Annotated in this window: 27 protein-coding genes; 16 read left to right on the top strand and 11 right to left on the bottom strand. The window is 62.9% G+C overall.

Annotated features, from left to right (window positions below):
* Positions 1-173: 173 nt before the first annotated feature.
* Entirely contained in the window at positions 174-2,384 is a 2,211-nt protein-coding gene (locus ACQ4V8_RS07990; RefSeq protein ID WP_436571206.1) for a S9 family peptidase, read from the top strand.
* 74 nt (positions 2,385-2,458) lie between these two features.
* Here ACQ4V8_RS07990 and ACQ4V8_RS07985 read toward each other — a convergent pair whose 3' ends face one another.
* Positions 2,459-2,644, bottom strand: coding sequence for a CsbD family protein (locus tag ACQ4V8_RS07985; protein WP_196855315.1), 186 nt, complete (start codon positions 2,642-2,644; stop codon positions 2,459-2,461).
* Positions 2,645-2,885: 241 nt separating this feature from the next.
* Complete coding sequence (locus ACQ4V8_RS07980; protein WP_157998702.1) at positions 2,886-3,038, bottom strand: hypothetical protein; 153 nt, start codon at positions 3,036-3,038, stop codon at positions 2,886-2,888.
* Between the two features lie 232 nt (positions 3,039-3,270).
* Between ACQ4V8_RS07980 and ACQ4V8_RS07975 the strand changes: the two genes are divergently transcribed.
* Complete coding sequence (locus ACQ4V8_RS07975) at positions 3,271-4,098, top strand: HDOD domain-containing protein (protein WP_010395607.1); 828 nt, start codon at positions 3,271-3,273, stop codon at positions 4,096-4,098.
* 177 nt (positions 4,099-4,275) lie between these two features.
* Positions 4,276-4,572 carry a flagellar protein FliT gene (locus tag ACQ4V8_RS07970; RefSeq protein WP_029496222.1) on the top strand — a complete coding sequence of 99 codons (297 nt, stop codon included), beginning with the start codon at positions 4,276-4,278 and terminating at the stop codon, positions 4,570-4,572.
* Between the two features lie 416 nt (positions 4,573-4,988).
* Here ACQ4V8_RS07970 and ACQ4V8_RS07965 read toward each other — a convergent pair whose 3' ends face one another.
* Entirely contained in the window at positions 4,989-6,125 is a 1,137-nt protein-coding gene (locus tag ACQ4V8_RS07965) for a type IV pilus assembly protein FimV (RefSeq protein WP_436571205.1), read from the bottom strand.
* Between the two features lie 172 nt (positions 6,126-6,297).
* Here ACQ4V8_RS07965 and fumC point away from each other — a divergent pair, with 172 nt between their 5' ends.
* From fumC to ACQ4V8_RS07950, 3 genes are all read left to right on the top strand, one after another.
* Positions 6,298-7,692, top strand: a complete 1,395-nt coding sequence (fumC, locus tag ACQ4V8_RS07960; RefSeq protein ID WP_196855319.1) for a class II fumarate hydratase — start codon at positions 6,298-6,300, stop codon at positions 7,690-7,692.
* Between the two features lie 96 nt (positions 7,693-7,788).
* Complete coding sequence (locus tag ACQ4V8_RS07955; protein WP_010395599.1) at positions 7,789-8,010, top strand: RNA-binding S4 domain-containing protein; 222 nt, start codon at positions 7,789-7,791, stop codon at positions 8,008-8,010.
* 122 nt (positions 8,011-8,132) lie between these two features.
* The gene (locus tag ACQ4V8_RS07950; RefSeq protein ID WP_436571204.1) at positions 8,133-8,417 is read left to right on the top strand and encodes a DUF883 family protein; all 285 of its coding nucleotides are present in this window, start codon (positions 8,133-8,135) and stop codon (positions 8,415-8,417) included.
* Between the two features lie 4 nt (positions 8,418-8,421).
* On the opposite strand, the gene bufB is transcribed toward ACQ4V8_RS07950, so the two are convergent.
* The 8 genes from bufB to ACQ4V8_RS07910 all read right to left on the bottom strand — a co-directional run bounded on the left by bufB (position 8,422) and on the right by ACQ4V8_RS07910 (position 15,160).
* Positions 8,422-10,080, bottom strand: a complete 1,659-nt coding sequence (gene bufB, locus ACQ4V8_RS07945; RefSeq protein ID WP_436571203.1) for an MNIO family bufferin maturase — start codon at positions 10,078-10,080, stop codon at positions 8,422-8,424.
* A 17-nt stretch (positions 10,081-10,097) separates the two neighbouring features.
* Positions 10,098-10,400, bottom strand: a complete 303-nt coding sequence (locus tag ACQ4V8_RS07940) for a BufA1 family periplasmic bufferin-type metallophore (RefSeq protein ID WP_010395592.1) — start codon at positions 10,398-10,400, stop codon at positions 10,098-10,100.
* A 263-nt stretch (positions 10,401-10,663) separates the two neighbouring features.
* Positions 10,664-10,864, bottom strand: coding sequence for a YjfB family protein (locus ACQ4V8_RS07935; RefSeq protein WP_029496221.1), 201 nt, complete (start codon positions 10,862-10,864; stop codon positions 10,664-10,666).
* A 64-nt stretch (positions 10,865-10,928) separates the two neighbouring features.
* Entirely contained in the window at positions 10,929-11,447 is a 519-nt protein-coding gene (gene mobB / locus ACQ4V8_RS07930) for a molybdopterin-guanine dinucleotide biosynthesis protein B (protein WP_010395586.1), read from the bottom strand.
* Positions 11,448-11,650: 203 nt separating this feature from the next.
* Positions 11,651-12,433 (bottom strand): general secretion pathway protein GspB, encoded by a 783-nt coding sequence (locus ACQ4V8_RS07925; protein WP_436571202.1) that lies wholly within the window; start codon positions 12,431-12,433, stop codon positions 11,651-11,653.
* A 1-nt stretch (position 12,434) separates the two neighbouring features.
* Positions 12,435-14,066: an ExeA family protein gene (locus ACQ4V8_RS07920; RefSeq protein WP_436571201.1), complete on the bottom strand. Its 1,632-nt coding sequence runs from the start codon at positions 14,064-14,066 to the stop codon at positions 12,435-12,437.
* 51 nt (positions 14,067-14,117) lie between these two features.
* Entirely contained in the window at positions 14,118-14,642 is a 525-nt protein-coding gene (locus tag ACQ4V8_RS07915) for a hypothetical protein (RefSeq protein ID WP_010395565.1), read from the bottom strand.
* A 230-nt stretch (positions 14,643-14,872) separates the two neighbouring features.
* Positions 14,873-15,160 carry a hypothetical protein gene (locus tag ACQ4V8_RS07910; RefSeq protein WP_029496217.1) on the bottom strand — a complete coding sequence of 96 codons (288 nt, stop codon included), beginning with the start codon at positions 15,158-15,160 and terminating at the stop codon, positions 14,873-14,875.
* 348 nt (positions 15,161-15,508) lie between these two features.
* Between ACQ4V8_RS07910 and ACQ4V8_RS07905 the strand changes: the two genes are divergently transcribed.
* The 10 genes from ACQ4V8_RS07905 to ACQ4V8_RS07860 all read left to right on the top strand — a co-directional run bounded on the left by ACQ4V8_RS07905 (position 15,509) and on the right by ACQ4V8_RS07860 (position 25,915).
* A complete protein-coding gene (locus ACQ4V8_RS07905; protein ID WP_070345666.1) occupies positions 15,509-16,381 on the top strand; it encodes a glucosamine kinase nucleotide-binding domain-containing protein in 873 nt (290 codons plus the stop codon).
* Between the two features lie 2 nt (positions 16,382-16,383).
* Entirely contained in the window at positions 16,384-17,118 is a 735-nt protein-coding gene (locus tag ACQ4V8_RS07900; RefSeq protein ID WP_070346539.1) for a GntR family transcriptional regulator, read from the top strand.
* A complete protein-coding gene (nagA, locus tag ACQ4V8_RS07895) occupies positions 17,115-18,227 on the top strand; it encodes an N-acetylglucosamine-6-phosphate deacetylase (RefSeq protein ID WP_010395558.1) in 1,113 nt (370 codons plus the stop codon). The genes ACQ4V8_RS07900 and nagA overlap by 4 nt, the downstream gene beginning before the upstream one ends.
* On the top strand, positions 18,217-19,230 hold the full coding sequence (locus ACQ4V8_RS07890; protein WP_010395556.1) for an SIS domain-containing protein: 1,014 nt from the start codon (positions 18,217-18,219) through the stop codon (positions 19,228-19,230). Before nagA ends, ACQ4V8_RS07890 begins: the two co-directional genes overlap by 11 nt.
* An 88-nt stretch (positions 19,231-19,318) precedes the next feature.
* Positions 19,319-20,575 carry an ABC transporter substrate-binding protein gene (locus tag ACQ4V8_RS07885; protein WP_436571200.1) on the top strand — a complete coding sequence of 419 codons (1,257 nt, stop codon included), beginning with the start codon at positions 19,319-19,321 and terminating at the stop codon, positions 20,573-20,575.
* Positions 20,576-20,582: 7 nt separating this feature from the next.
* Positions 20,583-21,452 carry a carbohydrate ABC transporter permease gene (locus tag ACQ4V8_RS07880; protein ID WP_010395551.1) on the top strand — a complete coding sequence of 290 codons (870 nt, stop codon included), beginning with the start codon at positions 20,583-20,585 and terminating at the stop codon, positions 21,450-21,452.
* A 13-nt stretch (positions 21,453-21,465) separates the two neighbouring features.
* The gene (locus ACQ4V8_RS07875; protein WP_280720721.1) at positions 21,466-22,314 is read left to right on the top strand and encodes a carbohydrate ABC transporter permease; all 849 of its coding nucleotides are present in this window, start codon (positions 21,466-21,468) and stop codon (positions 22,312-22,314) included.
* On the top strand, positions 22,311-23,339 hold the full coding sequence (locus ACQ4V8_RS07870) for a glycoside hydrolase family 3 N-terminal domain-containing protein (RefSeq protein WP_010395546.1): 1,029 nt from the start codon (positions 22,311-22,313) through the stop codon (positions 23,337-23,339). The genes ACQ4V8_RS07875 and ACQ4V8_RS07870 overlap by 4 nt, the downstream gene beginning before the upstream one ends.
* 57 nt (positions 23,340-23,396) lie before the next feature.
* A complete protein-coding gene (locus tag ACQ4V8_RS07865; protein WP_070345668.1) occupies positions 23,397-24,743 on the top strand; it encodes an MFS transporter in 1,347 nt (448 codons plus the stop codon).
* Positions 24,744-24,757: 14 nt separating this feature from the next.
* The gene (locus ACQ4V8_RS07860) at positions 24,758-25,915 is read left to right on the top strand and encodes an ABC transporter ATP-binding protein (RefSeq protein ID WP_436571199.1); all 1,158 of its coding nucleotides are present in this window, start codon (positions 24,758-24,760) and stop codon (positions 25,913-25,915) included.
* Positions 25,916-25,934: the final 19 nt, after the last annotated feature.

The following is a 25,934-nucleotide window of genomic DNA, read 5'->3' as shown; positions in this document are numbered from 1 at the left end:
GGCTGTCGGATATTTTCGGCAAAGGAAATACGGTCAGGAAGGTCTTATTCCGTGGCAGGGACTATCGCATAAACAGGCACGCTCTGGTATCGTCTTAGGCTTAGGCAACGCTCGACCCTGGATGCCCTGTTCGGCATGCAGCGTTATTCATTCTTCCAACTACCGAGACATCCATGCGTTTTATTCTTTGTTTTCTGGCCGCGATGGCCAGCGTTCCCGCATCGGCTGAAAAGCTGACCCTGGAACGCATCCACGCCGATCCGGCGCTGGCCGGCCCCGGCATGCGCAACCTGAAGGTCTCGCCCGACGGCGCGCGCGTCACGTTCCTGCGCGGCCGCGCCGACAACCAGTTCCAGCTCGATCTGTGGGAATTCAAGCTCAAGGACAAGAGCACGCACCGCCTGGTCGACTCGAAGGCGCTGGTGCCGAATGAAATCATCTCGCCGGAAGAGCAAGCGCGCCGCGAACGCGAGCGCACGGCCAGCCTGAACGGCATTCTCAGCTATAGCTGGTCGCCCGATGGCAAGCAGCTCTTGGTGCCGCTGGCCGGCAATCTGTACCTGGTCGATGCAGCCCACCCGGAGCAGGCACGCCTGGTCGCCAAGGGCAATGTGCTGGACCCGAAGATCTCGCCAAAAGGCCGCTACGTGTCGTTCGTGCGCGATCAAAATATCTATGTGATCGACCTCAAGACGAACCAGGAACGCCAGCTCACCAGCGATGGCAAGGGCACGATCCGCAACGGCGAAGCCGAATTCGTGGCACAGGAAGAAATGGGCCAGCGCACCGGCTATTACTGGGCCCCCGACGATTCCGCCATCGCGTATAAACGCTATGACGAAGCGCCCGTACCCGTCGTGCGCCGCTTTGAAATCTTCGCCGACCGCACCGACGTCGTCGAGCAGCGCTACCCTGCAGCCGGCGATCCGAACGTGCTGGTGCAGTTGCTGATCGTCTCGCCGGAAACGGGTGCGCAGCGCCAGGTGGACCTGGGCTCGAATCAGGACATCTACCTGGTACGCGCCGACTGGAGCTTCGATGGCAAGTCGCTGGTCTACCAGCGCCAATCGCGCGACCAGAAGACACTCGATCTGGTCGCAGTCGATGCGAGCACCCTGGCGCAGCGCACGCTGCTGACGGAAAAGTCGACAACCTGGGTCAGCATCCATGACGACCTGCGCTTCCTGTCGAACGGTACCTTCCTCTGGTCGTCCGAGCGCACGGGCCGCAACCATTTGTACCTGTACGACATGCACGGCAAGCTGCTGCACCCGGTCACTTCAGGCGCGTGGGGCATCGACAGCGTGCTGGCGGTGAACCAGAAAACCGGCAAAGTGTTCGTCTCGTCGAACCGCGACGCCGTGATCGACAAGCAGACCTACGCCCTGGCCCTCGATGGCAGCACGGCCGACCAGCCGCAGCGTCTGACGAAAGCCGACGGCTGGCACGACACGACGTTCTCGCGCAATGGCGAAGTCTTCGTCGACACGTATTCCGATCCGGCCACGCCACCGCAAGTGAGCATTCACCGCCCGGACGGCAGCATGGTGGGCTGGCTGGAAGAAAATGCGCTCAACACCAGCCATCCGTATTTCAAGTACAAGGCGGACCACCTGCCGACGCAGTACGGCACCCTGCAAGCCGACGATGGCCAAACGCTCCATTATTCCATCGTCAAACCGTCGAACTTCGACGCGAGCAAACGCTATCCCGTCTACCTGTCGACGTATGGCGGCCCGCACTCGCAGCACGTGGCCCGCCGCTGGGGCAACAACTTCGACCAGTACATGGCACAGCAAGGCTTTGTTGTCTTCCGCCTCGATAACCGGGGCTCGTCGCGCCGCGAGCGCGCCTTCACGGACGCCATCTATCACAAGCTGGGCGCAGCCGAAGTGGCGGACCAGCTGGTCGGCATAGCCTGGCTGGGCAAGCAAAGCTTCGTCGATCCCAAGCGCATCGGCGTGTTTGGCTGGAGCTATGGCGGCTTCATGACGCTGCGTTTGCTGTCAGCTGCATCAAGCAAGATCGCCATGGGTGTCTCGGTGGCGCCCGTGACCGACTGGTCGCTGTACGACACCCACTACACGGAGCAATTCCTCGGCATGCCTAAGGAAAACGTGGACGGCTACAAAGACAGCACCGTGTTCGCCCACCTGGACGGCTTGCAATCGCCGCTGCTGCTGGTGCATGGCATGGCTGACGATAACGTCTTGTTCAGCAACAGCACGCGTTTGATCGACGCGCTGGTCAACCGCGGCGTGCAATTCGACCTGATGACCTATCCGGGCGCCAAGCACGGCATCTCGTCGCGCGCGGGCCAGCGCCACGTGTACAAGAAAATTGAAATGTTCTTCAAGCAAAAGCTGGCCAATCCGGCGCCATAAGTTTCGCGCTGCACCCACAAAAAAACCGCCGCCTGTCTTGCGACAGGCGGCGGTTTTTTCATGTGTACGGCGAGTTACGGTTTGCGCGTGATGGTTTCCACTGCGTCTTTCACATCGCCAACTTTCTTTTGTACCTTGCCTTCGACCTGGTTTGCCAGGCCCTTGGCTTGCTGTTCTTCGCTACCGACGACTTTGCCAGCGGCTTCCTGGACTTTACCGCCGACTTCCTTCAACTTACCTTCGACTTGATCTTTGTTCATGATAATTCCTCACTGTAGTTGCTTCATCTGCTGTCCGGCCCAACAGGGCCGGCGCTGCGGCTCACACGCTGCGGCAAACTGTTGCTGCGTGTCGATGTGTTCATAGTACGCAGCGACTATCAAAGGTTCTGTACGGTTCCTAACACAGCAGCGGCATCGCCGATGGGCAGAAGGCGCGCTCGGGCAAGCCCAGCCCACCTTGCAAAACATCAGCCGCATGGCGCGTCGCGTCATTCAAGTTTTACGCGCCCCACGGGTCGAACAGGTTTTGCGTATAAAAATTGCTGGCATTAAGCGGCTCGACGTCGGCCACCAGCCTTGCATTTTGATAGTCGATTGATCCATCCAGGAACAGTAAAAATCGCTGAGCTGGCGCACTGCCGCGTCCGTCCATGGCGCTGCGCCCATGCGTTCGACGAGACCGATGATGCGCTCCTTGGCCGCATTAGCGAGGATGGCGAACGAGTCCCGGCGGCTGCGGTCAGCGGGAATGTCCGTGCTGCACAGCCAAAATCATCATGTTTTCGGGCCGAAAAAATGCCCCTGAAATTTTTTTGCATACGGACAAAAAACCGGCATATAGTTGCTTCATCCCATGACGCGCGAATGCCAAGGAGATTATTGCCATGCAACTAGAAGCTCTGTTCCAGCATCCCCACGCCCTGCCTGCCGCCCCGAAGATCGTCGATGAACTGGTGCGCAGTTTCAACAACCCCGCCATTGCCACCGAGGAGATCGCGCGCCAGCTGGGAGCCGACCCTGCCTTGAGCGCCAAGCTGCTGCGCTTGGCCAACTCCGCCTACTACCACGTCTCGCGCAGCATCGGCACGGTCGAAGACGCCGTGCTGATGCTTGGTTTTGTGACTGTACGCACGCTCGTCATCAGCTCGGGCCTGGTCAGCGGCTACAAGGCCGTACCCGGCCTGAACCTGCCGCAGTTCTGGCGCTACTGCCTGCATAGTGCCGTGTCGGCCCGCTGGATCGCCAAGCAGACGGGCGACAACCAGGATCTGGCGTTCACCATCGGCATGATGCATGCAATCGGCCAACTGGTGATCCATGCCGTCATGCCCGAGCAAGCCATGCAGCTCGACAAGATCGCGCCGCCGTTTGACGCGCGCCGGCTCAACGCCGAGCGCGCGTCGCTGGGCTATGACTATGCGCAAGTGGGCGCAGAACTGGCGCGCCGCTGGAAGTTTCCCGCCACCTTTGCCGAGACCCTCGCCGCCTTTCCCGATCCGCTGGCCAAGGCACCGTTAAATCGCCTGGCCGCCATCGTGCACCTGGCCGCCTGGCGCGCGCGCATTGATGAAAACCAGTTGAGCCATGAAGAAATTATCGCTTGCTACCCCAGCGAGGTGGCTGAAGCGCTGAACTTGCCGCCCTTGGCGCTGGTGGACAAGATGCCGCCGCCAGCCGAACTGAGCGCGGGACTGGAAGAACTCGTCAAATAAAGGCATCGGTGGCGACAGTGTCGAGACAGCATCCATGCAGCCTGGCGGGCAATTGTGCTGCCCGCCAGGCTAGCTGCAAATTATTTTCACTTTTTTTAAAACATACCCTAAAGTTCCAGATGAGCACGCCGTTAATCTAGACAAGCGGTAATCCATTCACTAGTTACGGGTGTGCTCATGACCTCCAACGACGTTCTCTCGATGTATGAAAATATTGCAGGAATGACCAATAAAATGGTGGTCGCAGCGCGTTCGAGCGACTGGGATGGCTTCGATACCCTGGAAAACCAGTGCGCCGCCGCCGCCAGCCCTACCATGACAAGCAAGGTGCCCGCCCAGACCGGCGCCTCGCGCCAGCGCAAGATCGATTTACTCAAGCAAATCCTGGCAAACGACCGCGAAATCCGCACCATCACGGAACCGTGGATGACGCAACTGTCGAACAACATGCCGGAATCGCGCACCCACATGTAAATAAGTTCGTCGCATCAGTAACGACAAAAGCACCTGAGGGTGCTTTTTTTACATCTGCCGCCGTGCCGCGAGCGCAGCATTTGTGGCACTCAAGCGGCAAGGAGGCGGAATGTGGAAGGCGAACCCCAGGTATCTCCTGGCGTCGCCTCGCTGCCGGTTGCATCCGGCGTTCGCGAGCACATCGTCGGCATCGCAAACCGCTTCCAGACCCAGGCGTTTATGCAACGCTACACCTGTTTGCCGCGCCACACTATCGTTGGTGACTGCGACAGGCTGGGACTGTTTTGTCGTAGAGCAAGTCCACTGCGTTGATCATATCACCATCTTTAAAATATAGGCAACACCGTAGCCAGGTATTTTTCTATCTTTTTTGAATATCTTTTTTAATATCAAATTTAGCTAACCTGGCAGCAGCATTAACGCGAGAACGGCTCCACTTCGGGCTCGGCCACCTCTGCCTCCACCGCCTCCGTCAACACTGGCACCTCTTTCTTGCGGCCAAACGGTTTGCGCAGCAAGACCCAGTATTTTGACGGCGCGTTCGTGCCAGGCGCTTGCTTGCGCTTGTGCTTGCGCTTGCGCACGACATATACAATAAGCGCCGTCAACAACACGAAGGCCAGGGTGCCAATACCGAGCCATAGCAAGCCATTTCCGCCTGCCTTCGCTTCCTTGTCAGCTGGCGCTACCGCCTTCAGGGGCTTGGGCTTGGCATGCGGCGCCTCCGCCACGGCAACCGGTACGGCGGCGACGACGGGCAGCGCCAGTGCCTTTTGCAAGGCGCCGATCTTGCCTTCCAACTCACCCAGCTTTTCATTAAGTGCGGCATTTTTCTGATCCAGCGCCACGCACTCTTGTGCCTGCTCCAGCTTGGCCTGCGGCACGCAAGCGCCCGCTGGCGCCTTGGCGCGGCGCAATGGCGGCGGGCCAGCCAGCGTGGGTGCAGCGGGCGGCGACACAAACACGCGCGCCGGACGTACCAGACCCTCGGCGCGCGCGCGGGCCGCCAGTGCGGCGAGATCGGGTGGCGGCGCGCCGGGCGCAGCGCGCGGCAGTGGCAGTGGCGGCGATAGCGGCACAGACAGTGGCACGGGTGCCGCAATGGCGGGCCCGACTGGCGCACTGGCGGAGGCGACGATGGCGGTGGCCGGCGGTGCCGGCGTCAGCCACAACGTAGCGAGGCGCACGATGGCACCATTACCATTGCCCAGTAATAAATACAAATGCACGTAGCCTGCCTGGATCGCTTGCGCCGTACTGACGCGCACATAGCGCCGCCCGCCCCGCTCCAGCGGGCTGATCGTCAACGCTTTCAGGGCCGGGTCCATGCTGATGCCGCCGCCCCGGTAGACATCGGGCGAGGCCAAGCGCACGGACACGCCGCCCGCTTCCTCGGGCGCCAGGGCCGTCAATTCGATCTCGACCAGCAAGGGCTGGCCCACATGCGACAGCAGCGCCATCTCGCCCAGTTCGGCCGCCATGACAGGCGACAAGGCCAGGCTGGCGGCGGCGCACGCGAGCAGGGACCAACGGGGAACAATGCTGCTTTGCATGGACTGATCGCTTTGATAACAAGATAAATAATCGGAACTCGTCTTTCTTTAACGGCAGGGAATCGCAAAAATATAGATGGGTCATGGCAAAAATGATGCCTTACAGCATTATCCTGTGCCTTTTTGGCGTCTGGAGTACACTCGATCCACCTCCACCGATGAAAGCGATGCCATGAGCAGCAGAATCGAACGCGACAGTTTTGGCCCGATCGACGTACCCGCCGAGCGGCTTTGGGGAGCGCAAACGCAGCGCTCGCTTGAGCACTTTCATATCTCCACAGAAACGATGCCGCCCGAACTGATCGCCGCCCTGGCCACCGTCAAGCGCGCAGCCGCCCACGTCAACCTGGAGCTGGGATTGCTCGATGGCCGCAAAGCCGTCGCCATCACGCAGGCGGCCGACGAAGTACTCGCCGGCAAGCATGCAGCGCAATTTCCGCTGGCCGTCTGGCAGACGGGCTCGGGGACGCAAAGCAATATGAACATGAACGAAGTGCTGGCCAACCGCGGTTCCGAGCTGATCGGCGGCTTGCGGGGAGAGCAGCGCCTGCTGCACCCGAACGACGACGTCAACCTGGGCCAGTCCTCGAACGACATCTTCCCCACCGCCATCCACGTGGCAGCCGTCCTCGCCGTCGCCGACACGGTCTTGCCGCCGCTACGCCAGCTGCGCGCCACCCTCGACGCCAAGGCCACGGCATTTGCCGACATCGTCAAAATCGGCCGCACCCATTTGCAGGACGCGACCCCGTTGACGCTGGGCCAGGAGTTTTCCGGCTACGTGGCACAGCTGGACTTTGCCGAACAGATCCTCACGGCAGCGCTGCCAGCGCTGCGGCAACTGGCCGCCGGCGGCACAGCCGTGGGCACCGGCTTGAATGCGCACGTCGAATTTGCCGACCGCATCGCCGCCGAACTGGCGCGCCTGACGGGCCAGCCATTCACCACGGCCAGCAACAAGTTTGCCGCCCTGGCCGCCCACGATGCCTTGGTGGCCGCGCATGGCGCGCTGAAAACCCTGGCGACGGCGCTGATGAAGATCGCTAATGACGTGCGCTGGATGGCATCCGGCCCACGTTCCGGCCTCGGTGAAATCAGCATCCCTGAAAACGAGCCGGGCAGCTCCATCATGCCGGGCAAGGTCAACCCGACCCAGTGCGAAGCGCTGACCATGCTGTGCTGTCAGGTGTTTGGCAACGACGTCGCCATCACCGTCGGCGGCGCCTCGGGCAATTTCGAGCTGAACGTCTTCAAGCCATTGATTGCGCACAACTTCCTGCAAAGCGCGCGCCTGCTGGGCGACGGCATGCGCAGCTTCGACACGCATTGCGCGCACGGCATCGCACCGAACCGTGTACGCATCGCCGAACTGATGGAACGCTCCCTGATGCTGGTCACGGCCCTGGCACCGCATATCGGCTACGACAAGGCGGCGCAAATCGCCAAGCGGGCACAGCACGAAGGCACGACCTTGAAGGAAGCGGCGCTGGGGCTGGGCTTCGTGACGGAAGCGCAATTGCGTGCGTGGATCGTGCCCCTGGAGATGACGCGGCCCAACAAAAGTTAAGGCTCAGCCCGCATTATCGCTAGCTTCATGTAAACTATACCCTGAGTTGATGCCATCATTTGGTACTTAAAAAACATCATTGCAATAAGGGATATAATGCAAAAAGTAAGCTTTGATTTAACATCCGAGTTCGTCGAGCTGAACCAGCTATTGAAGCTGGTGGGCTTGTGCGACAGTGGTGGCGCAGGCAAGGTCATGGTCGATAGCGGCGTGGTGAAGGTCGATGGCAAGAAAGAATTGCGCAAGACTGCCAAGATCCGCGCCGGCCAGGTCGTCAGCGTGAGCGACATCCGCATCACGGTCGTCGCTCCAGCCTGACCCCGGCATGGGGCGCGAAGGCACCCCATGCATCCTGCCAGCGCCTGCCGGCCCGGCTGCCTGGATCGAGCTGCAACACGTCGCTATTGTCAGATAAATATCGATTGCAGAAGGGAAGCGCCATGGACCAACCCGAACAAGGTACGCGCAACCAGGTACGCCTGATCGGCGACTTGCGCCAAGTGATAGAAAGCGCGGAGGAATTGCTGCGCAACACAGAAAAATACACGAGCAGCCTATATCAAAGCGCGCGCGCCAGGCTGGAACAGGCCCTCGTCGCAGCTACTGCCGAACTGGCCCGCTTTGAAGAAGAACAAGTAACGCGCATGATGGACGCCACCCTGGCCGCGAATGCCGCGTACCGCGATCAGACGGGCGAAGCGCGCGTACTGCGCGCCTTCGAGTAAGCGATCACGCCGACAACACTGCATGCGCCAGCCACTGGCGCAAACATGCCGCCAAGTCAAATGCGCTGTCCCGCTCGAACGCCGCATCGAGCGCGGCGCCAAAGGTCTGTCCCTGCTGCAAGGCCAGCAAGGCCGCATGCGCCCCCGCATCCAGTACCAGCACTTGCGCCTTCCAGCGCGCACGAGATACCAGCGCCCAGCTCTCCACGTGCATCTCTTGCGGAAACGCCCCCTGCCCTTCGCCCCGCCCCGCATGCTCCTGATGCGCCTGCCACAAGGCTGCCACTTGCCAGTGCGATGCCAACAAGGTGCAAGCGGGATGCAAGGCAAAACGGCGTGCTTCAAGTTGCTCAGGATGCAAGGCAGCCAGCGACTCGGGCGCCAGCGCTGGCGCATCTGCCGCGTAATGGGCCAAATGCAAGGCCCATTCCAGGCGCGCCATGTCCGGCAGGTAGGGCAAGTTGGCCGCCGGCGGGAACGCAGCCAGAAAATCGGCGAAACGGGCGCCAAACTGGTTCAAATCCGCATTATCGGATGGCATCTGCCGGCCATAGGCGCGTGCCAGGCCAGCAAAGAAATCCTCGCCCACCAGCGCCAGCACAACGCGATAGACCTGGCCCAGGGTGCGGCGCCAGGTGGCGCTCAAGTTGCCGCGATACAAAGAGAAACGCTCTAGCGGCGCCGCTCCCGCGAAGCCTGGCAGGGCTTGCGCGCCTTGCGCGGGATCGAGCAAGGCCGTGGCAAACGCTTGCTGCCCGGCCGCCAGCGCATCTAACGACACGGACAGCGATGGCGCTGGCGCTGGTGAGGACGACATCCCATGCCACGGCCGATGTTGCTGGTGGCGCGTCAACATGGCTTGCGCCTTGTCCGCTTCGCCCAGCAGGATATCGAGCGGCGGTAAATCCGTATCCCATTCGACCAGGGTGGGCACCGCGCCAAAGCGCTGCAACGCGGCTGCGTACAAGTCCCAGACGGGATCAGCCACGGCCGCGCCATGGTGATCGATCACGGCGCGAGGCGTCAGCAGATGGCCGCCCAGGTGCAACTCGCCCACGCTGCCCGGCACGATCGCCTGCATGGCAAGCAAGGCATCTTCGCCGTGGTTGCACTGGTTCACATATAGATTATTGATATCGAGCAGCAGTCCACAGCCGCTGCGGCGCACCAGTTCCGCGAGGAATTGCGCCTCGCTCATGGCATCGTCGGCAAAGCGCAGGTAAGTGGAGACATTCTCCACCAAGATCGGCCTTTTCAGCGCATCTTGCACGCGTCCGACGCTTGCACACATGACGTCGAGGGCGGCGCCATTCAAGGCCAGCGGCAACAGATCATTGAGTTGCCGTTGCGCCACGGCACCCCAACACAGGTGCTCCGACACGAGAACCGGCTCGATCCGCTCCACCACGGCGCACACGCGCTGCAAATGGGCATCGGAAAAACCGCGCGCCGAACCTAGGCCCAGCCCCACGCCGTGCAGGCTGAGCGGATAATCCTGGCGCAGCGTGTGCAGCACATGACTATCCCAGCCCGATGGCTGCAAATAATTTTCGGTGTGCACTTCCAGCCAGCCCACGGCGGGACGGCGCTCCAGGAAATCGCGGTAGTGCGCGGCGCGCAAGCCGACGCCGGCGCCGGCGCCGGCAAGCGCTAGCTGCGGCATGAGCTGATGATGGACGCTTACGACTGCGTGGCCGGTTTTGTCGCCTTGCCGGCTTTGATCGGCTTCACGGAGCCGCCCGCCTGTTGGCACGTTCCCTTGGCAACATAGGTCCATTCCGTGGGCAAGTTGTCGGCCTGCGCCTGACCAGCACAAGAATGCGCGCCATCGGACGAGGCGCAATCGTTTTGCCCTGCCTTGGCGATGCCATAGCATTTTTCCTTGCTGCCAGAGGCAGGAGCATCGTGCTCGGCCGCGTTGACGGCAGTAGCGGCACAGATGCCCGCAAGGGCGGCGGCGATGAGAGCTTGACGTTTGTTCATGGATAATCCTCTTGCACGGGTCAAAGTAAAGGCACGCCCCAGGGTGCGCCATGGGCAATGCGCTGTAATGACTATCATTTTACTGAATCGGCCGCGCCGTGGGGAACTATCGCCAGCCAGTCATTTCGATGCAAGCGCAAGGGCAGGCATGAGCATGTGGATAGCACAGCATTGCCCACGCGCCAGCGCGCCATCGTCGGCGACGCTGGCGCGGGCATGGGTGTTGATCTGGCTAGCGCCAGACTGGCGCCGCAAGCCTGAACTCAGGCTGTGGTATTGATGCGGTTGCCGAGGTTAGGCGGCAGATTCGAGGCCGGCTGTACTGGTGGCAGCGCTGCCAGCAAGGCAGTGGCAGTCGAGCTTTGGATATCCTGGGCTTTTTTCAGGACAGTCAAACCGACGGCTTGCTGCGTGCCTGTCTGCGCCATCGTAGTTGACAGTTGAGCAATGCTTCCGACGTTCATACGTTTCTCCTATAAGGATCTACCAAGGTTAACGGATGGCGGCGGCAAACCTTTAGCCTATTTTTTAAAGTCTGTTCAGCAGCCAGGCTAGCACTTGTTCGCGCGCATTCAGGTCCAGCCATTGCACACCGTCGCGCAAGTCGGCCGGCGCCGGGCTGTCCGAGGCGACGGCGATCACCTGCAGGTCATGCGGATACAGAGGCGCCTGCCCCACTTCCGGACGGAACACTTCCAGCTTGGGGATGGGGTCCGTCTTGAAACCCTCTACCAGCGTCAGGTCTGCCGGCCCCATGCGGGCCAATTGCTGCGCCAGGCTCGGTTCCGGCGCACCGCGCAGCTCATGCACGATGGCAAAACGGTACGGCGAGGCTACCAGCACTTCTGCCGCCCCGGCCAGGCGCAGGCGGGCGCTATCCTTCTGCGGCGGCTCCAGCGCCAGGTCGTGGTGACTGTGCTTGACCAGGTTGACGCGCAAGCCGCGCGCCGCCAGTTCCTTCACCACAAATTCCAGCAGGGTCGTCTTGCCGCTACCGGAACGGCCGATCACACCCAGTACCGGGTGGGCGGGCATCGCATCGTGCATGGTCACTCCTTGATTGAGAAGCAGTGATTATACGCAGCCGCGCTGGCGCCAGCGCGCCGCCCCGAACGCTGGCGTGCCATGCGCGGCCGGCGCATGGCTGGCCGTGCACCGCAGTCGTGCATAGGGTAGGCCACGCCCGCGCGCCAATTGGCATGGCTAAGCTGCAAGCCATCGATGTCGGCGCGGCCTTGACGCGCAATGCTTCAATACGGCACGCGGTAACGATAGCCCTTGAAACTGAAGATGGCCGCCTTGGGCTGCAATTTTTCCAGCACCAGGCCAGGCGCCAGCTCCTCGCCTTCGTGGCGCAGGACCTTGTCGATCAGCAACAATCGGTCAGCCGGATTCTTCGAGTAGATATAACCGCCGATGGCGAGCGGCGGGATTTGCCGCTGTATCGGCTCGGGCAAGTCACGTACGCCGGGCACGCTTTCCTCTGCGCCAGGCGCGAGAACAGGCACGGGTGCCGCTGCAGGCATTGGGCTGGCAAGGGGCGGCGGCGCGGGCTGGCCGGGCGTCTCTTGCCGGGGTTCCGCCACGGGCCTCGCATGATGCACGGGCGCAGCGCTGGCAGCTGGCGGCACGCTCGGAGAAAGCACGGGCACGGGCACCGGCGCAGGAGTCGCTGGCGAGACAGCCACCGGCAAGGCCGTTGACACAGCCTGGGCCTGCACGACGGGGACAACGGAAGCTGCGGCAGCAGCGCTAGGGGCGGCAGCAGTGATAGCAGCGGCAGCGGTAGGAGCGGCAGCGGCAGCGGCAGCGGCAGCGGCAGCGCCCGCCTGCCAAGGCTGCCACAGCAGCAGCGCGGCAGCCACGGCCACGGCCACGCTGACGCCGCCCAGCGCCAGCCAGACGGAGGGGCGCCGCGCCGCAGAGGTCGCGGCTGCAGCGTGCAGCGGCACGTGCGGTGCGTGGATCGAAGGCAACTCGCCCAGTTGGCGCTCGGCCTGCGATTTTTTCAATGCTTCAAGTATGTAGGACATCTTATTTCCCCGCCAGCATCGCCGTCGCAGCGGGTGCTGCCACGGCCGGCGCGGCGCTACTCAGGCGTGGCTCCGCGTTGTCACCCAGTTGCATCAGGCGTATATATGTTTTCGGGCCTGCCAAGCCATCGGCGCGCAAGTTCTGGCTCTGCTGGAAAGCACGCAGCTGCGCTTGCATCTCGGCGTCGAGCGCCAGTTTGGCGGCCGGCGCCGGTAAGCCCCTCTGCTGCGCCAAGCGCTGCGCCAGCCAGTCCACGTCGGCGCCGCGCGCTCCCAGCGGCACCTCGTCGCGCCAACTGCGCGGAGCGCGCCAGAAGGTCGTAAAACTGTCATCGCTACGCTGCACCAACTGAGCCAGGGGCAAGCTTTGAGGCTTACCGTCCAGCATCAGCGTGGCCGTCTCGCCCTGCAGCCGCGTCAGTAGCGCCAGCTGTTGCACTCCTTGCGCATCGCGCAAGGCCAGCATGGCCGGACGGTCCAGCACGCGCAGCTCGGCGATGCCGCCGCGGCTATGCAGACAGCGCAGGCCGGCGCGGGCGCCCACCTGGCAAGCGTCGCCGGGCGGCAACTGCTCGCCCCACAGCGCGGCCAGTTGGCGCAGCACGGCATTGCGGTCCGGCACGCCAGCAGGTGCGGACGCGGCCACCGCTGCGACCACTACGGCGGACACGGCCGGCACGGCGGCGGCGACGGCGGTCGATGCGGGCATGCCAGCGCGCGGCATGAAGTGCCAGGCCAGCGCGGCCGTCAGCAGCGCACCGGCCAGCACGCCGCCTGCCACGTGCGGCCAGCGCAGGCCACGCCCGCTAGCTCGCTGCCCCTCTTGTGCAAACACTTCCTCGGCGGCACGGCGCAGTATCTGGCGCGTCACCTGCGGCTGGTTTTCAACATAGGCGCCCAGCAGCGCGCGGTCGCACAGCAGGTTGATGCGGCGCGGCACGCCGTGGCTCAAGGCATGGATCTGCGCCATCAGGTGCGGCGCGAACGGCGTCTGCGCGGTGCTACCCGCCACGCCCAGGCGGTGGCGGATGTAGCTGGCCGTTTCCTCGGCCGTCAGCGAGCCCAGGTGATAGCGAGCGATCACGCGCTGCGCCAGCTGTTCCAGCTCGGGCCGGGCCAGCATGGCGCGCAATTCCGGCTGGCCGATGAGGATGATCTGCAACAGCTTGCGCTCGCTCGTCTCCAGGTTCGTCAGCAAACGCAGCTGCTCCAGCACGGCGGCGGAAAGGTTTTGCGCTTCATCAATGATCAGCAGATTATTCTTGCCCTGCGCATGGCTGGCCAGCAGGTGCGCATTGATGGCGTCGACATAGCCTTTCACGCTGGCAACGCCAGGTGCCAGGGCGATATGCAGCTCCTCGCAAATCGAGTGCAGTAATTCCTCGACGGAGAGTTTCGGATTAAAAATGTAAGCGAGCTGGCAGTTTTCCGGCATCTGTTCCATGAAGCAGCGGCAGACAGTGGTCTTGCCGGCGCCGATTTCTCCCGTCAGCAGCACGAAGCCGCCGCCACTGCCCACGCCATACAGCAAGTGCGCCAGCGCTTCGCGGTGACGTTCGCTCATGAACAGGTAGCGCGGATCGGGGGCGATCGAGAACGGCGATTGCTTGAGCTGGAAATAATGCGTGTACATGAAGACCCTGCGGATGGAACGATCAAAATGCGCGACAGCAAGCCGATACCTTCATCGGGTGCGGGCCGGCGGCAACGGCTTGTATTTGGCGCAATACACTTTCGCCTTGCTACGGAAGTAGACGATTTTACTGCCAGGCATGGAGCCGCGGACGGGAAAAGCGGAATTGTCGAGCTTATTAAAACGCAGGCCCGAGGCGCTGCGGATGGCCGGCTCCAGCTTTTCCGGCGTCGAATCGGCCACCACGCCCATGAAGACAAGGGCGCTGGTGTCGTCGCTGACGATCACGTCGGTCACGGGCGCGCCCCACAAGGTCGCTTCCGTGCGGAACCAGTAGGCACCGCCTTCATGCTTGTAGGCAGGACCGAAGGACGTCAGCAAATAAGCATAGAAGGCCTTGTTGTCGATCTGATCTATGCATAGCACGGCATTGCCCACCACTTGCCCGAACGTCGTCGGCGCTGCCTTTTGCTGTGCCAGTACGCCGGACACGGGGACACCGAAGGCCAGCAGGGCAAACGCCGCCGCTACGGCCGGCGCAGGCCACGAGCGCGTCCATGCACGGCGCATGCGCATGATCAGTGCTTGCGCTCGTCTTTCTTGACCTTCTTGGCTTCTTTCTTTTCCTTCATGGTCTTGGCCGGTTCCTTCTTGGCTTCCTTCTTACTGTCCTGTGCCTTGCTCATCATCTACTCCATACTTGGGCGGAAATGCCTGACCCATTATGACACTCCCGCATGAAAATACCAGCCGAAAAGCAAAACGGCCGCACACGGCGGCCGTTCCCATCATACGCGCGTATCAGTCTAGTGCAGGCACAGGCGACGACGCGTCTTTTCGATCAGCGCTGCATCATAGGGATACAGGTTCTCGATAAAGAACAATTCCGTTTCCGCCTCATCTTCCAGACACATTTCGATCATCACCGGTCCATCGCTTTCGCGACCCAGGAAATCTTTCGGCCAGCGGTTCTTGCGGTGCGTGCGCATCATTTCCATGCCCAGCGCGGCCAGCGGCGCCGACACGCCAGCGGCCAGCGCCTCTTGCTGCCAGTCGTCCCAATAATCGCTCTTTGCTGCCTTGTCGTTCATCATGCTCTTCCAACTCAGGTGTAAAAGGCCGACTTTACTCTTCATGGCGCACCTTGCCAAGCAGGCATACAAGTAATGTTGCAACATCAGACATAGACCACTGAAGAAAAATTGGCATTAAACAAGGCCAATTTCAATACCATTCACGATATACAAAAAAACCTTTATTAACAATGACTTGCAATAATTCTCTCAGTCGTTGCACGACATGGGACCAGGCATTGATTAATACCACTTAAATACCTGTTGACAAGCCATCGAGGCGACAATATAGTGCCTTCAGCTTTTTCGCCGCCCGACAAATAAAAGAACCGAGACAGGCGCAATCAACCATATGCGGGACTGCACAACATGATCGAATACATAATCGGCGTCGACGGCGGGGGCAGCGGCACCCGCGTACGCCTGGCGCGCCTCGACGGCCAGGAGCTGGCTCAGGGACAAAGCGGTCCTTCCGGCCTCGGACTGGGTATCGAGCGGGCCTGGGCTTCCGTCGCGCATGCCGTCACCCTGGCCTTGCGCAGCGCCGGCCTGGAACAGCCATCGCTGCAGCGCATGGCCATCGGCCTGGGCCTCGCTGGCGTGCACAACAAGCAATGGGCCGCCAGCTTCATCGCAGACAATCCCGGCTATGCCTTTGTGGCACTGGAATCGGATGCCCTGACCACCCTGCTGGGCGCGCACGCGGGCCTGCCGGGTGCGATCGTGGCTATCGGCACCGGCAGCGTGGGCGAAGTACTGCATGCGGACGGCAGCCATCACGAAGTGGGCGGCTGGGGTTTCCCCTCAGGCGATGAGGCGGGCGGTGCCTGGATCGGCATGCGCGCCGTCAACCACGTGCAGCAAGTGGTCGACGGACGCTTGCCCGGCAGTGCTTTCGCCACGGCCGTCATCGACGCCTGCGGCGGCCAACGCGACGCCATGCAGGTCTGGCTGGCTACCGCCAGCCAGACCACGTTCGCGCAACTGGCGCCGCTGGTGCTGGAACACGCGGCCAGCAATGCGGTGGCGCATGACATCCTGAGCGAAGCGGGCCAGCAGATCGCCCTCATCGCCAGAGCCCTCGACCCGACCGGCACCTTGCCCGTGGCCCTGTGCGGCGGCCTGGCGGCGCCCTTGTCAAGCTACCTGCCGGCGGCGCTGTTGCAACGGGTCGTGCCGGCACAGGGCGACTCGGCGGCAGGCGCCCTGCGCCTGATACGCAAGCATTTGCAGGAGCAATGAGCATGCTGGCCAAACTGTCTGCCTTCAAACCCAATCCGGCCAGCGACACGCCGCTCTATATGCAGTTGGCGAACATGCTGTCGGACGGCATCGCCAGCGGCGACTGGCGCGCCAACCAGGCCTTGCCCTCGGAGCGCGTGCTGTCGGAAATCCTCGACATTTCGCGCGTCACGGCGCGCAAAGCCATCGACATGCTGTGCGACCGGGGCATGCTGACGCGCAAGCGCGGCTCGGGCACCTACATCACGCCCAAGCTGGAACAGCCGCTGTCGCGCCTGACCAGCTTTTCGGAAGAATTGCGCCAGCGCGGTTTTACCGCGGGCTCGCGCTGGCTGCAGCGCGATATCGGCGTGGCCGCGCCACTGGAACTGCTGTCACTGGGCCTGTCGCCGCACATGCCGGTGGCGCGTCTGCGCCGCCTGCGCACGGCCGACGAAGTGGTGATGGCGATCGAGACGACCACCATCCCCGCGCTATACATGCCGGACCCGCAGCAAGTGACCGATTCGCTGTACGGCTACCTGGAGTCGCGCGGCACCATTCCGATGCGCGCGCTGCAGCATATCCGCGCCGTCAACGCCACGGCGGAACAGGCCAAGCTGGCCAATATCAAGACGGGTGAAGCGATGTTACACATCACCCGTGTCAGTTATCTCGACAACGGCGCAGCGGTGGAACTGACCCACTCGTATTGCCGCAGTGATTATTATGAATTCGTAGCGGAGTCGCGCAGATGAGCAGCACTATCAAAGGCAATATCCTTACCCCCGGCGGCTGGATCCACGGCGCCATCGCCTTCGGCGAACGCGTCGACAGCATCACCGGCGATTCGCGCCACCCGTCGAACAACAGCGACGATTATATTTTGCCCGGCTTTATCGACCTGCACGTGCATGGCGGTGCCGGCAAGGACATCATGGAAGGCGGCGAAGCTGTCTACACCATCGCGGCCATCCATGCGCGCCACGGCACCACCAGCCTGCTCGCTACCACCATGACGGCGCCGCCCGAAGATATCGACATGGCCCTGACGGCCATCGGCATCGCGGCCAACAACCGCCGCCCGAACACGGCGCGCGTGCTGGGCGCCCACCTGGAAGGCCCATACATCAATTCGGGCAAGCTCGGCGCGCAACCGAACTACGCGCGCGCTGCCACCCTGGCCGAAATCGAACGCCTGCAAACGCTGGCCAAACTGCGCGTCATTACCGTGGCACCGGAAATCGCCGGCCACCTGGACCTGGTGCGCGCCCTGGCCGACGCCGGCGTGCGCGTGCAGATCGGCCACACGCTCGGCTCCTATGAAGATGGCGTCGCCGCGCTGGAGCATGGCGCCATGGGCTTCACGCACCTGTTCAACGCCATGAGCGGCCTGCATCACCGCGAGCCGGGCATGGTCGGCGCCGCCCTGGCGCACGCCGAATACGCCGAACTGATCCCCGACCTGCTGCACGTGCATCCGGGTGCCATCAAGGTCGCCCTGCGCGCCATCCCGCGCCTGTACTGCGTCACCGATTCGACTGCCGCCACCGGCATGCCGGACGGCGAATACATGCTGGGCCGCCACGCCGTGCAGAAATGCATGGGCGGCGTACGCCTGCCCGACGGCACCCTGGCGGGCAGCACCCTGACCCTGGACCAGGCGCTGCGCAACCTGGTGGCACTGGGACTGGACCTGGCCGACGCGTCCAAGCGCGTGTCGACCAACGCCGCCGATTATCTGGGCCTGGAAGAACGCGGCCGGCTGGCCCCCGGCACTTACGCCGATCTGGTGGTACTCGATCGCGATCTCAAACTCAAAGCTGTGTATATAGAAGGAGAAATCTGTGACCTCAATGATGCTTAAAGAAGCCATTTCCGCCGCCGAATGCGTCGCCCTGCAACTGGCCAGCGACACGGATCGCTACGCGGAACTGGGCCGCAAATTGAGGAGCACCTCGTTCTCGACCGCGCTGACCATCGCGCGCGGCAGCTCGGACCACGCCTGCAACTACGTCGCCTACCTGATCATGGCGCGCCTGGGCCGTGTCGTGGCGTCCCTGCCGATGTCGCTGGTGACCTTGAACAAATCGCCGCTGGTAACGCGCGACACCCTGGCCATCTCGATCTCGCAATCGGGCCAGAGCCCGGACGTGGTCGAGCCGATCCGCTACTTCCGCGACGGCGGCGCTACCACCGTGGCCCTGGTCAACGACATCGATTCGCCGCTGGCGCACGCCGCCGAGTGGGCCATGCCCCTGCGCGCCGGCAAGGAACAAAGCGTCGCCGCCACCAAAAGCTTCATCACCAGCCTGGTTGCCGGCGCGCGCATGGTGGCCCAGTGGCAGAACGACCCCGAGCTGCAAGCAGGCCTCGAAGCGCTGCCCGAAGCGCTGCTCGGAGCGACCCAAGTAGACTGGTCGCCAGCGATTGACGTGCTGGCGCCGGCGCGCAACATCATGGTCGTGGGACGCGGCATCAGCTTCCCGGTGGCGTTGGAATCGGCCTTGAAATTCAAGGAAACCTCGGCCCTGCAGGCAGAAGCCTTCAGCGGCGCCGAAATCAAGCATGGCCCGATGGCCCTGATCGAAGACGGCTACCCACTGCTCATTTTTGCAACGCGCGGCCCAACCCAGGCCGGCTTGCTGCAACTGGCGACGGAAATGCGCGGCCGCGGCGCCAAGGTCCTGCTGGCGGCCCCCGCCGACGTGGCCGAACGCGACCTGACCCTGCCCGTGGCGGCCACGCCGGATCTCGACCCGATTGTCGCCATTCAGGCCTTCTACGTGATGGCGGCAAAACTGTCGGCCGCACGCGGCATGGACCCGGACGCACCGCGTCACCTGAGCAAAGTAACAAAAACAAACTAAGCAATACCCAACCCGAAAGCGAAGACTGGGGTCGGCCCCTAAGGGGCCGACCCCGGCACTTACGGGGCCACTGGCCGGGATAATAATAATGATCAAGAGACTGTTGGCAGTGTTTGCCTGCGCGGGCCTGCTCGCGCCACAGGCATGGGCTGCCGAGAAAATCGAATTCTGGACCTTCAGCATGAAGCCCAAATTCACGCCCTATTTCAGCGCGTTGGTGGCGCGCTATGAGGCGCAAAATCCCGGCCTCAAGATTGAATGGATCGACTTCCCGTGGGACGTCATCCAGACCAAGCTGGTCACGCGCATCGTGGCCGGTACGCCACCGGCGCTAGTGAGCCTGAACGTGCCCTGGGCCGATGAATACGCGCGCGACGGCTTGCTCACGCCAGTCGATGGCCTGATCGCGCAGGCACGCGCCAGCTACATTCCGAGCGCGCTGGAAGACCTGCGCTTCAAGGGCCACACCTACGGCTTCCCCATGTACAGCAATGTCGCGGTGATCGCCTTCAACACCGCCATTTTCAAGCAGGCCGGGCTCACGCGCGGCCCTGCCAGCCTGGATGAACAACTGGCATTCGCGCGCCAGATCGCGCAACGCACGGGCAAGGCCGGCATCGCCCCAGCGCTCTCCAAGATCGACGGTCTGTTCATGCAGCAGGGCCTGGCCGTCATCGTCGACAAGCGCGCCGTCTTCAATTCGCCGCAGCACGTGGCATTGGTACAAAAACTGGCCGACACCTACAAGGTCGGCGGCCTGCTGAGAGAAAGCCTGTTCGCCGAAGATAACTTCCCCGCCGTGATCGATGCTTACAAGGGCGGCCGCCTGGGCATGCTGCTGGCACCGCCGACGGCCATGCAGCGCATCGGCGGCGATGCGCAAGACATCTACGCCATCACCGACGTGGCGCCCGCGCCGCTGGGCCCCACCGGCATTGCCGATGGCGGCTGGCTGGTGCACTTCGCCATTCCGAAAGGCGTGCCGGCGCGCCTATTGCCATCGGTCGGCAAGTTCGCGCGCTTCCTCACGAACGACGAAAACCAGTTGAACTTCGCGCGCCAGGCCAGCGTCTTCCCGACCACCATCAAGGCGGCGGCCGACCCGTTTTTCCTCGCCACGCCCAAGGACGCAGGCGCGGCCGAAAAGGCCGTTGCCGCTGGCGCCCTGTCGATGGGCCACTCGCGCACGCTGTACGTGGCCGGCATCGATGACTACGACGAATTGCGCCGCTCGCTGGTCAAAGCCGTCGAGGCGGGCGTCACGGGCAAGCAAGATGTCAAGCAGGCGCTGGACCAGGCCGTCGCCATCTGGAACAAGAAGCTGGCCACCCTGCCACGCCACTAAGGACACCATGAAACTCGCTCACCGCCACAGCGTGCAAGCCTGGCTGTTCCTCGCCCCGGCCCTGCTGCTGCTGGCCGCCTTTTCCTTCTGGCCCGTCGGCTACGGCTCCGTGCTGGCCTTCACCGACTACAGCCTGATACGCGAGACGCGCTTCGTCGGCCTCGATAACTTTCGCTACATCTTCAACAACGAGATGTTCGTCTCGGGTTTAAAGAATTCGCTGGTGTTTTTGCTGATGGTGCCTTTCGTGCAGGTGGGCGCCATCGTGCTGGCCGTGCTGGTCAACAACCGCCTGCCCGGCATCCGTTTGTTCCGTGCCGCCTTCTACGTGCCCGTCGTGACCACCGTTTCCGTGGTCGGCATCATGTGGGGCTTCATGTTCCATGAACAGGGTGCGCTCAATTACGTGATGCTGACCCTGAAACTCGTCAACGCGCCCGTGGGCTGGCTGACGAACGACAGCCTGGCCCTGTTTGCCGTCATGTTCGTCACCCTGTGGCGCGGCCTGGGCTGGTACATGGTGATGTACCTGGCGGCGCTGCAGTCGATCCCGTCGGACATGCAGGAAGCGGCCATGCTCGATGGCGCCAACCGCTGGCAGCGCTTCTGGAAGATCACCGTGCCGATGCTGCGCCCGACCATCATGCTGTGCACCATCCTGTCCGTGCTGGCGGCATTGAAGGCTTACCAGGAAGTCGACGTGCTGACCCAGGGCGGCCCGATGAATTCCACCTTCACGGCGCTGTACTATGCCTACGATCAGGGCCTCAAACATTTGAAACTGCCGCGCGCGCTGGCCGCCAGCTTCGTCGTGTCCCTCTTTTGCATCGGCATCGCCCTGCTATGCCTGCGCTATCTCAAACCCAAGCATCGCTGACAGCGGAATGACCATGAAAACCCGTTCCCGCCCCATGCAAACACGTTTGCAGCACCTAGTCCAATACACGGGCCACTATGCCGTGCTGTGCGCGATCGCCGTCGTCTGCGTCTTCCCGTTCTGGTGGACGCTGGTGACAGCCATTTCCACGCAGGGCAATATCTTCGCCTTTCCACCTACCTTCTGGCCGAAGGCGCCGTCGCTGGAAAACTTCGTCGAAGTGTTCAAGGCGATTCCCATCTGGTCATTTTTCAAGAACTCGGTGCTGATCGCCGTGTTCACCGTGTTCTGGAAACTGCTGCTATGTTCACTCGCCGCGTACCCGCTGGCGCGCCTGAAATTCCGTGGCCGCAAGCTGGTGTTCGGCCTGATCCTGGCCACCCTGGTGCTGCCATCGGAAGTCAATTTCCTCGTCAACTTCATCACCATCACGCAAATGAGCCTGGTCGACACCTACACGGGCGTCATCCTGCCCAACGTGGTGACGGCCGTGGCCATTTTGCTGCTCAAGCAGGCGTTCGAGGAAGTGCCGCAAGACCTGATCGATGCGGCCAGAGTCGACGGCGCCTCCGAATGGGTGATCTTCAGCCGCATCATGCTGCCCCTGATCACACCCTGGCTGGCCACCGTCGGTATTCTGACGGCTGTGGAATCGTGGAATGAATACATCTGGCCCTCCATCGTCATGAGCAAACCCGATGAATTTCCCCTCTCGGTGGGCGTGCTGTATTTGCGCGGCACCTTCGGCAGCAGCACGCGCGTGATCGCCGCCGGCACCCTGATCACCATTGTGCCTACCCTGCTGGCGTTCCTGTTCACCCAGCGCTTCTTCATGCGCGGCATGGACGGCGCCGTCAAATGAGCGCCACCATCGCCACCGACCTGCGCCGGCTTGCCGGGCAGTTGCTGATGACGGGCGTCGTCGGCACCGAGCTCGATGCAGCCACGCTCCAATGGCTGCAGGCGAACGGCGTGCGCGCCGTGTGCCTGCGCGCGGGCAATCTGCGCGATGCGGCGCAACTGACGCGCCTGAGCGCGCACTTGCGGCTCGCCCTGGGCCCGCAGGCGCTGATCGCCATCGATACGGCCGGCATGCCCTCAGCCTATCCGGCCTGGCTGCCACAGCCACCGAGCGCCATGCAACTGTGTGCCTTGGGTGACGCAGAACTGGCCAACGGCATGGGCGCGGCGACGGCACGCGGCTTGCGCTCATTGGGCATCAACTGGCTGCTGGCCCCCCTGATCAATCTCGACACCGGCGCAGCACAGGCACCTGACGCTGCGCAGGCGTTTGGCGGCGATCCTGCACAAGCGACCGCCATGACGCAAGCCTGGACGGCGGGCTGCCAGGCCGAAGGCGTGGCGTGCTGCGCCCGGCTGTACCTGCCGCAACCTGGCGCCAGCGCCATCGTGCCCAGCGTCGCCAAGATCCGCTCGCAGCTGGAAGAACACGATTTCGTACCGTTTCGCCAGGCCGCCGCGCAGACGGCCTCGATGATGAGCGCGCACGTAACTTATACGGCACTCGATGCACGCCAACCCGCCAGCCTGTCGCCTGCGGTAATGCATGGCTTGCTGCGCCAGCAGTGGGGCTATGACGGCGTGCTGCTGACGCCCGGCATAGCCGCGCACGGCGAGCATGTCGGCGCGCGCGCCCTGGCCGCCGGCGCCGACATGGTCCTGCTGGCAGATGCGGCGCAGCTACCGGCAGCGCTGGCCGCCGTCAGCGCCGCACTGGCGTCTGGCACCTTGCCGCTGCAAGGCGTGGGTGCGCGGCTGCAGCGCCTGGCGGCACTGGCCGCACGCTATCCGGCTGGCAGCGACGTATACGCGCAGGAGGCGGCTGACTGCATCATCATGGCCGAGGCCAGGCGGCGCTGCCAGTAAGCGCGCTTTTTTACCGACCGCAATACCCGACTTTCAAGACGACCCGAGGAAGCATCCATGAACCACAAGACCAATAGCAATAGCAGTAGCAAGGGCGGCATACGCAGCCCGATTTCCTGGGTGCCCACCTTATACTTCGCCCAGGGCCTGCCGTTTTACGCGGTCGCCCTGGTGGCCGGCCTGATGTTCAAGAGCATGGGCGTGCCAAACGACCAGATCGCCCGCTGGACCGGCCTGATCGGCTTTGCCTGGGTCTTCAAGTCGCTGTGGAGCCCCTTCCTGGAGCTGGCGTCGAGCAAGAAGAGCATGGTGGTGCTGTTCCAGTTCGCCGGTGGCCTGAGCCTGGGCCTGATCGCGCTGGCGCTGCAAACGCCGCTGTGGTTTGCCGCCTGCATCGCCGTGCTGTTCGTCGCCGCGCTGGCCTCGTCGACGCACGACATCGTCTGCGACGGCCTGTACATCGCCAGCCTGTCGGACAAGCAGCAGGCGGCCTACGCGGGCTGGCAGGGCGCCTTCTTCAATGCCGGCAAATTCATCTCGCTGGGCGGCCTGGTGATCCTGGCCGGCTACCTGGAGAAAGAAATCGGCATCAAGCCTGCATGGTCGGTGATCTTCCTGATCATCGGCGCGATGATGCTGTCGCTGGCCGCGTACCACCTGTGGGCGCTGCCGCAAGTGCGCAACGCGGCCGTGGCCGACAAGAGCGTGGCAGGCATCAGCCGCACCTTGTGGGACGTGCTGGTGGACTTCTTGAACAAGCCCGGCATCTGGGGCATGATCGCCTTCATCATCCTGTTCCGCGCCGGCGAGGCGCAAGTGCAGACCATCGGCCCGCTGTTCCTGCGCGAAGCGCGCGAGCTGGGCGGCCTGGGCTTGTCGACGACGGAAGTGGGCGCCGTGTACGGCACGGCCGGCACCGTGGCCTTTTTGCTGGGCAGCATAGGCGGCGGCTATTTCACTTCCTGGCTAGGCTTGAAACGCGCCATGTTCTTCCTGATCCTGGCCATGAATTTGCCGAACCTGGTGTTCTATTACCTGAGCCACAGCATGCCGACCGATCTGACCCTGATCACGGCCGCGCTCAGCGTGGAAATGTTCGGTTATGGCTTTGGCTTCGTGGGCCTGATCCTGTTCATGATGCAAGTGGTCTCGGTCGGCAAGTACCAGACGGCCCACTATGCGTTTGCCACTGGCGTGATGCAGCTCGGTTTCGTGCTGTTCAAGATGATCAGCGGCGACATCCAGACGGCGCTCGGCTACAAGACCTTTTTCCTGTGGGTGCTGGTGTCGGCCCTGCCCGTCTTGATCCTGTCGCGCTTCATGCGTATCGGCGCCAAGGCAGATGCCGGCGAAACTGCCCCCTGCAAGGCCGATACCCCCCAGACGCCCGCCAGCGCCAGCTAGGATAGAACCATTACATGGCACACATCGTTTTAAACAATATCGTCAAGCGCTACGACGATAAGCAGGCCGTCATCCACGGTATCGACCTCGCTATCGGTGACGGCGAATTCGTCGTCTTCGTGGGGCCGTCAGGCTGCGGCAAATCAACCCTGCTGCGCATGATCGCCGGGCTGGAAGACATCAGCGACGGCGAGCTGCATATCGACGGCCGGCTGGCCAACGATATCGCGCCGGCCGAGCGGGGCTTGGCGATGGTCTTCCAGAGCTACGCCCTGTATCCGCACATGACGGTGTTCGAGAACATGGCTTTTGCCCTGAACCTGGCCGGACACAAGAAGGCGGAGGTGCGCGCCGCCGTCGAGCGCGCGGCCGAGATCCTGCAGATCACGCCTTTGCTCAAGCGCAAACCCAAGGACCTGTCGGGCGGCCAGCGCCAGCGCGTGGCCATCGGCCGCGCCATCGTGCGCAAGCCCAAGGTGTTCCTGTTCGACGAACCGCTGTCGAACCTCGATGCCTCGCTGCGCGTGCAGATGCGCGTGGAGATTTCGCGCCTGCACCAGGAATTAAAAACCACCATGATCTACGTCACGCACGACCAGGTCGAAGCGATGACACTGGGCGAGCGCATTGTGGTGTTCAATGGCGGGCGCATCGAGCAGGTGGGTAGTCCGCACGCACTGTACAACCATCCCGGCAACCTCTTCGTGGCCGGCTTCCTGGGCGCGCCGAAAATGAACTTCATCGCTTGCGAGGTCGTTGCCTGTAGCCGCCGCACGGTGGCCGTGCGCGTGCCCGGCGGCGGCGTCATCGAGGTCGAGGCGCAAGGTGACGCCGTGGTGCCAGGCGAGCGGCTGACGCTGGGCGTGCGCGCCGAACATATCAGCCTGCGCGAGCATGCTGATGTGGGCAGTCATGCAGAAAACAACGTGCTCGACGCCGCCGTCAGCCATGTCGAATACCTGGGCGACGTGGCCATCGTCTACGCCAGCATGCCAAGTGTGGCCGGGATGCTGGCCGAGATGCTGGCCGTCAAGCTGCCGGCCGAGGATGGCTTGCGCCGCACGGGCGAGACGCTGCGCCTGTATCTGCCGCCGCAACGCTGCCTGCTGTTTGATGCCAAAGGGCAAGCACTGGCGCACACGTTTGCCGCACCAGCCCAGCAGTTTATGTGACAATAGCCGCTGTTTACGA

This window comes from Janthinobacterium paucivorans (assembly GCF_051380805.1).
Taxonomy (GTDB): Bacteria; Pseudomonadota; Gammaproteobacteria; order Burkholderiales; family Burkholderiaceae_D; genus Janthinobacterium; species Janthinobacterium lividum_D.
This window is presented reverse-complemented; position numbering and strand designations above follow the sequence as displayed.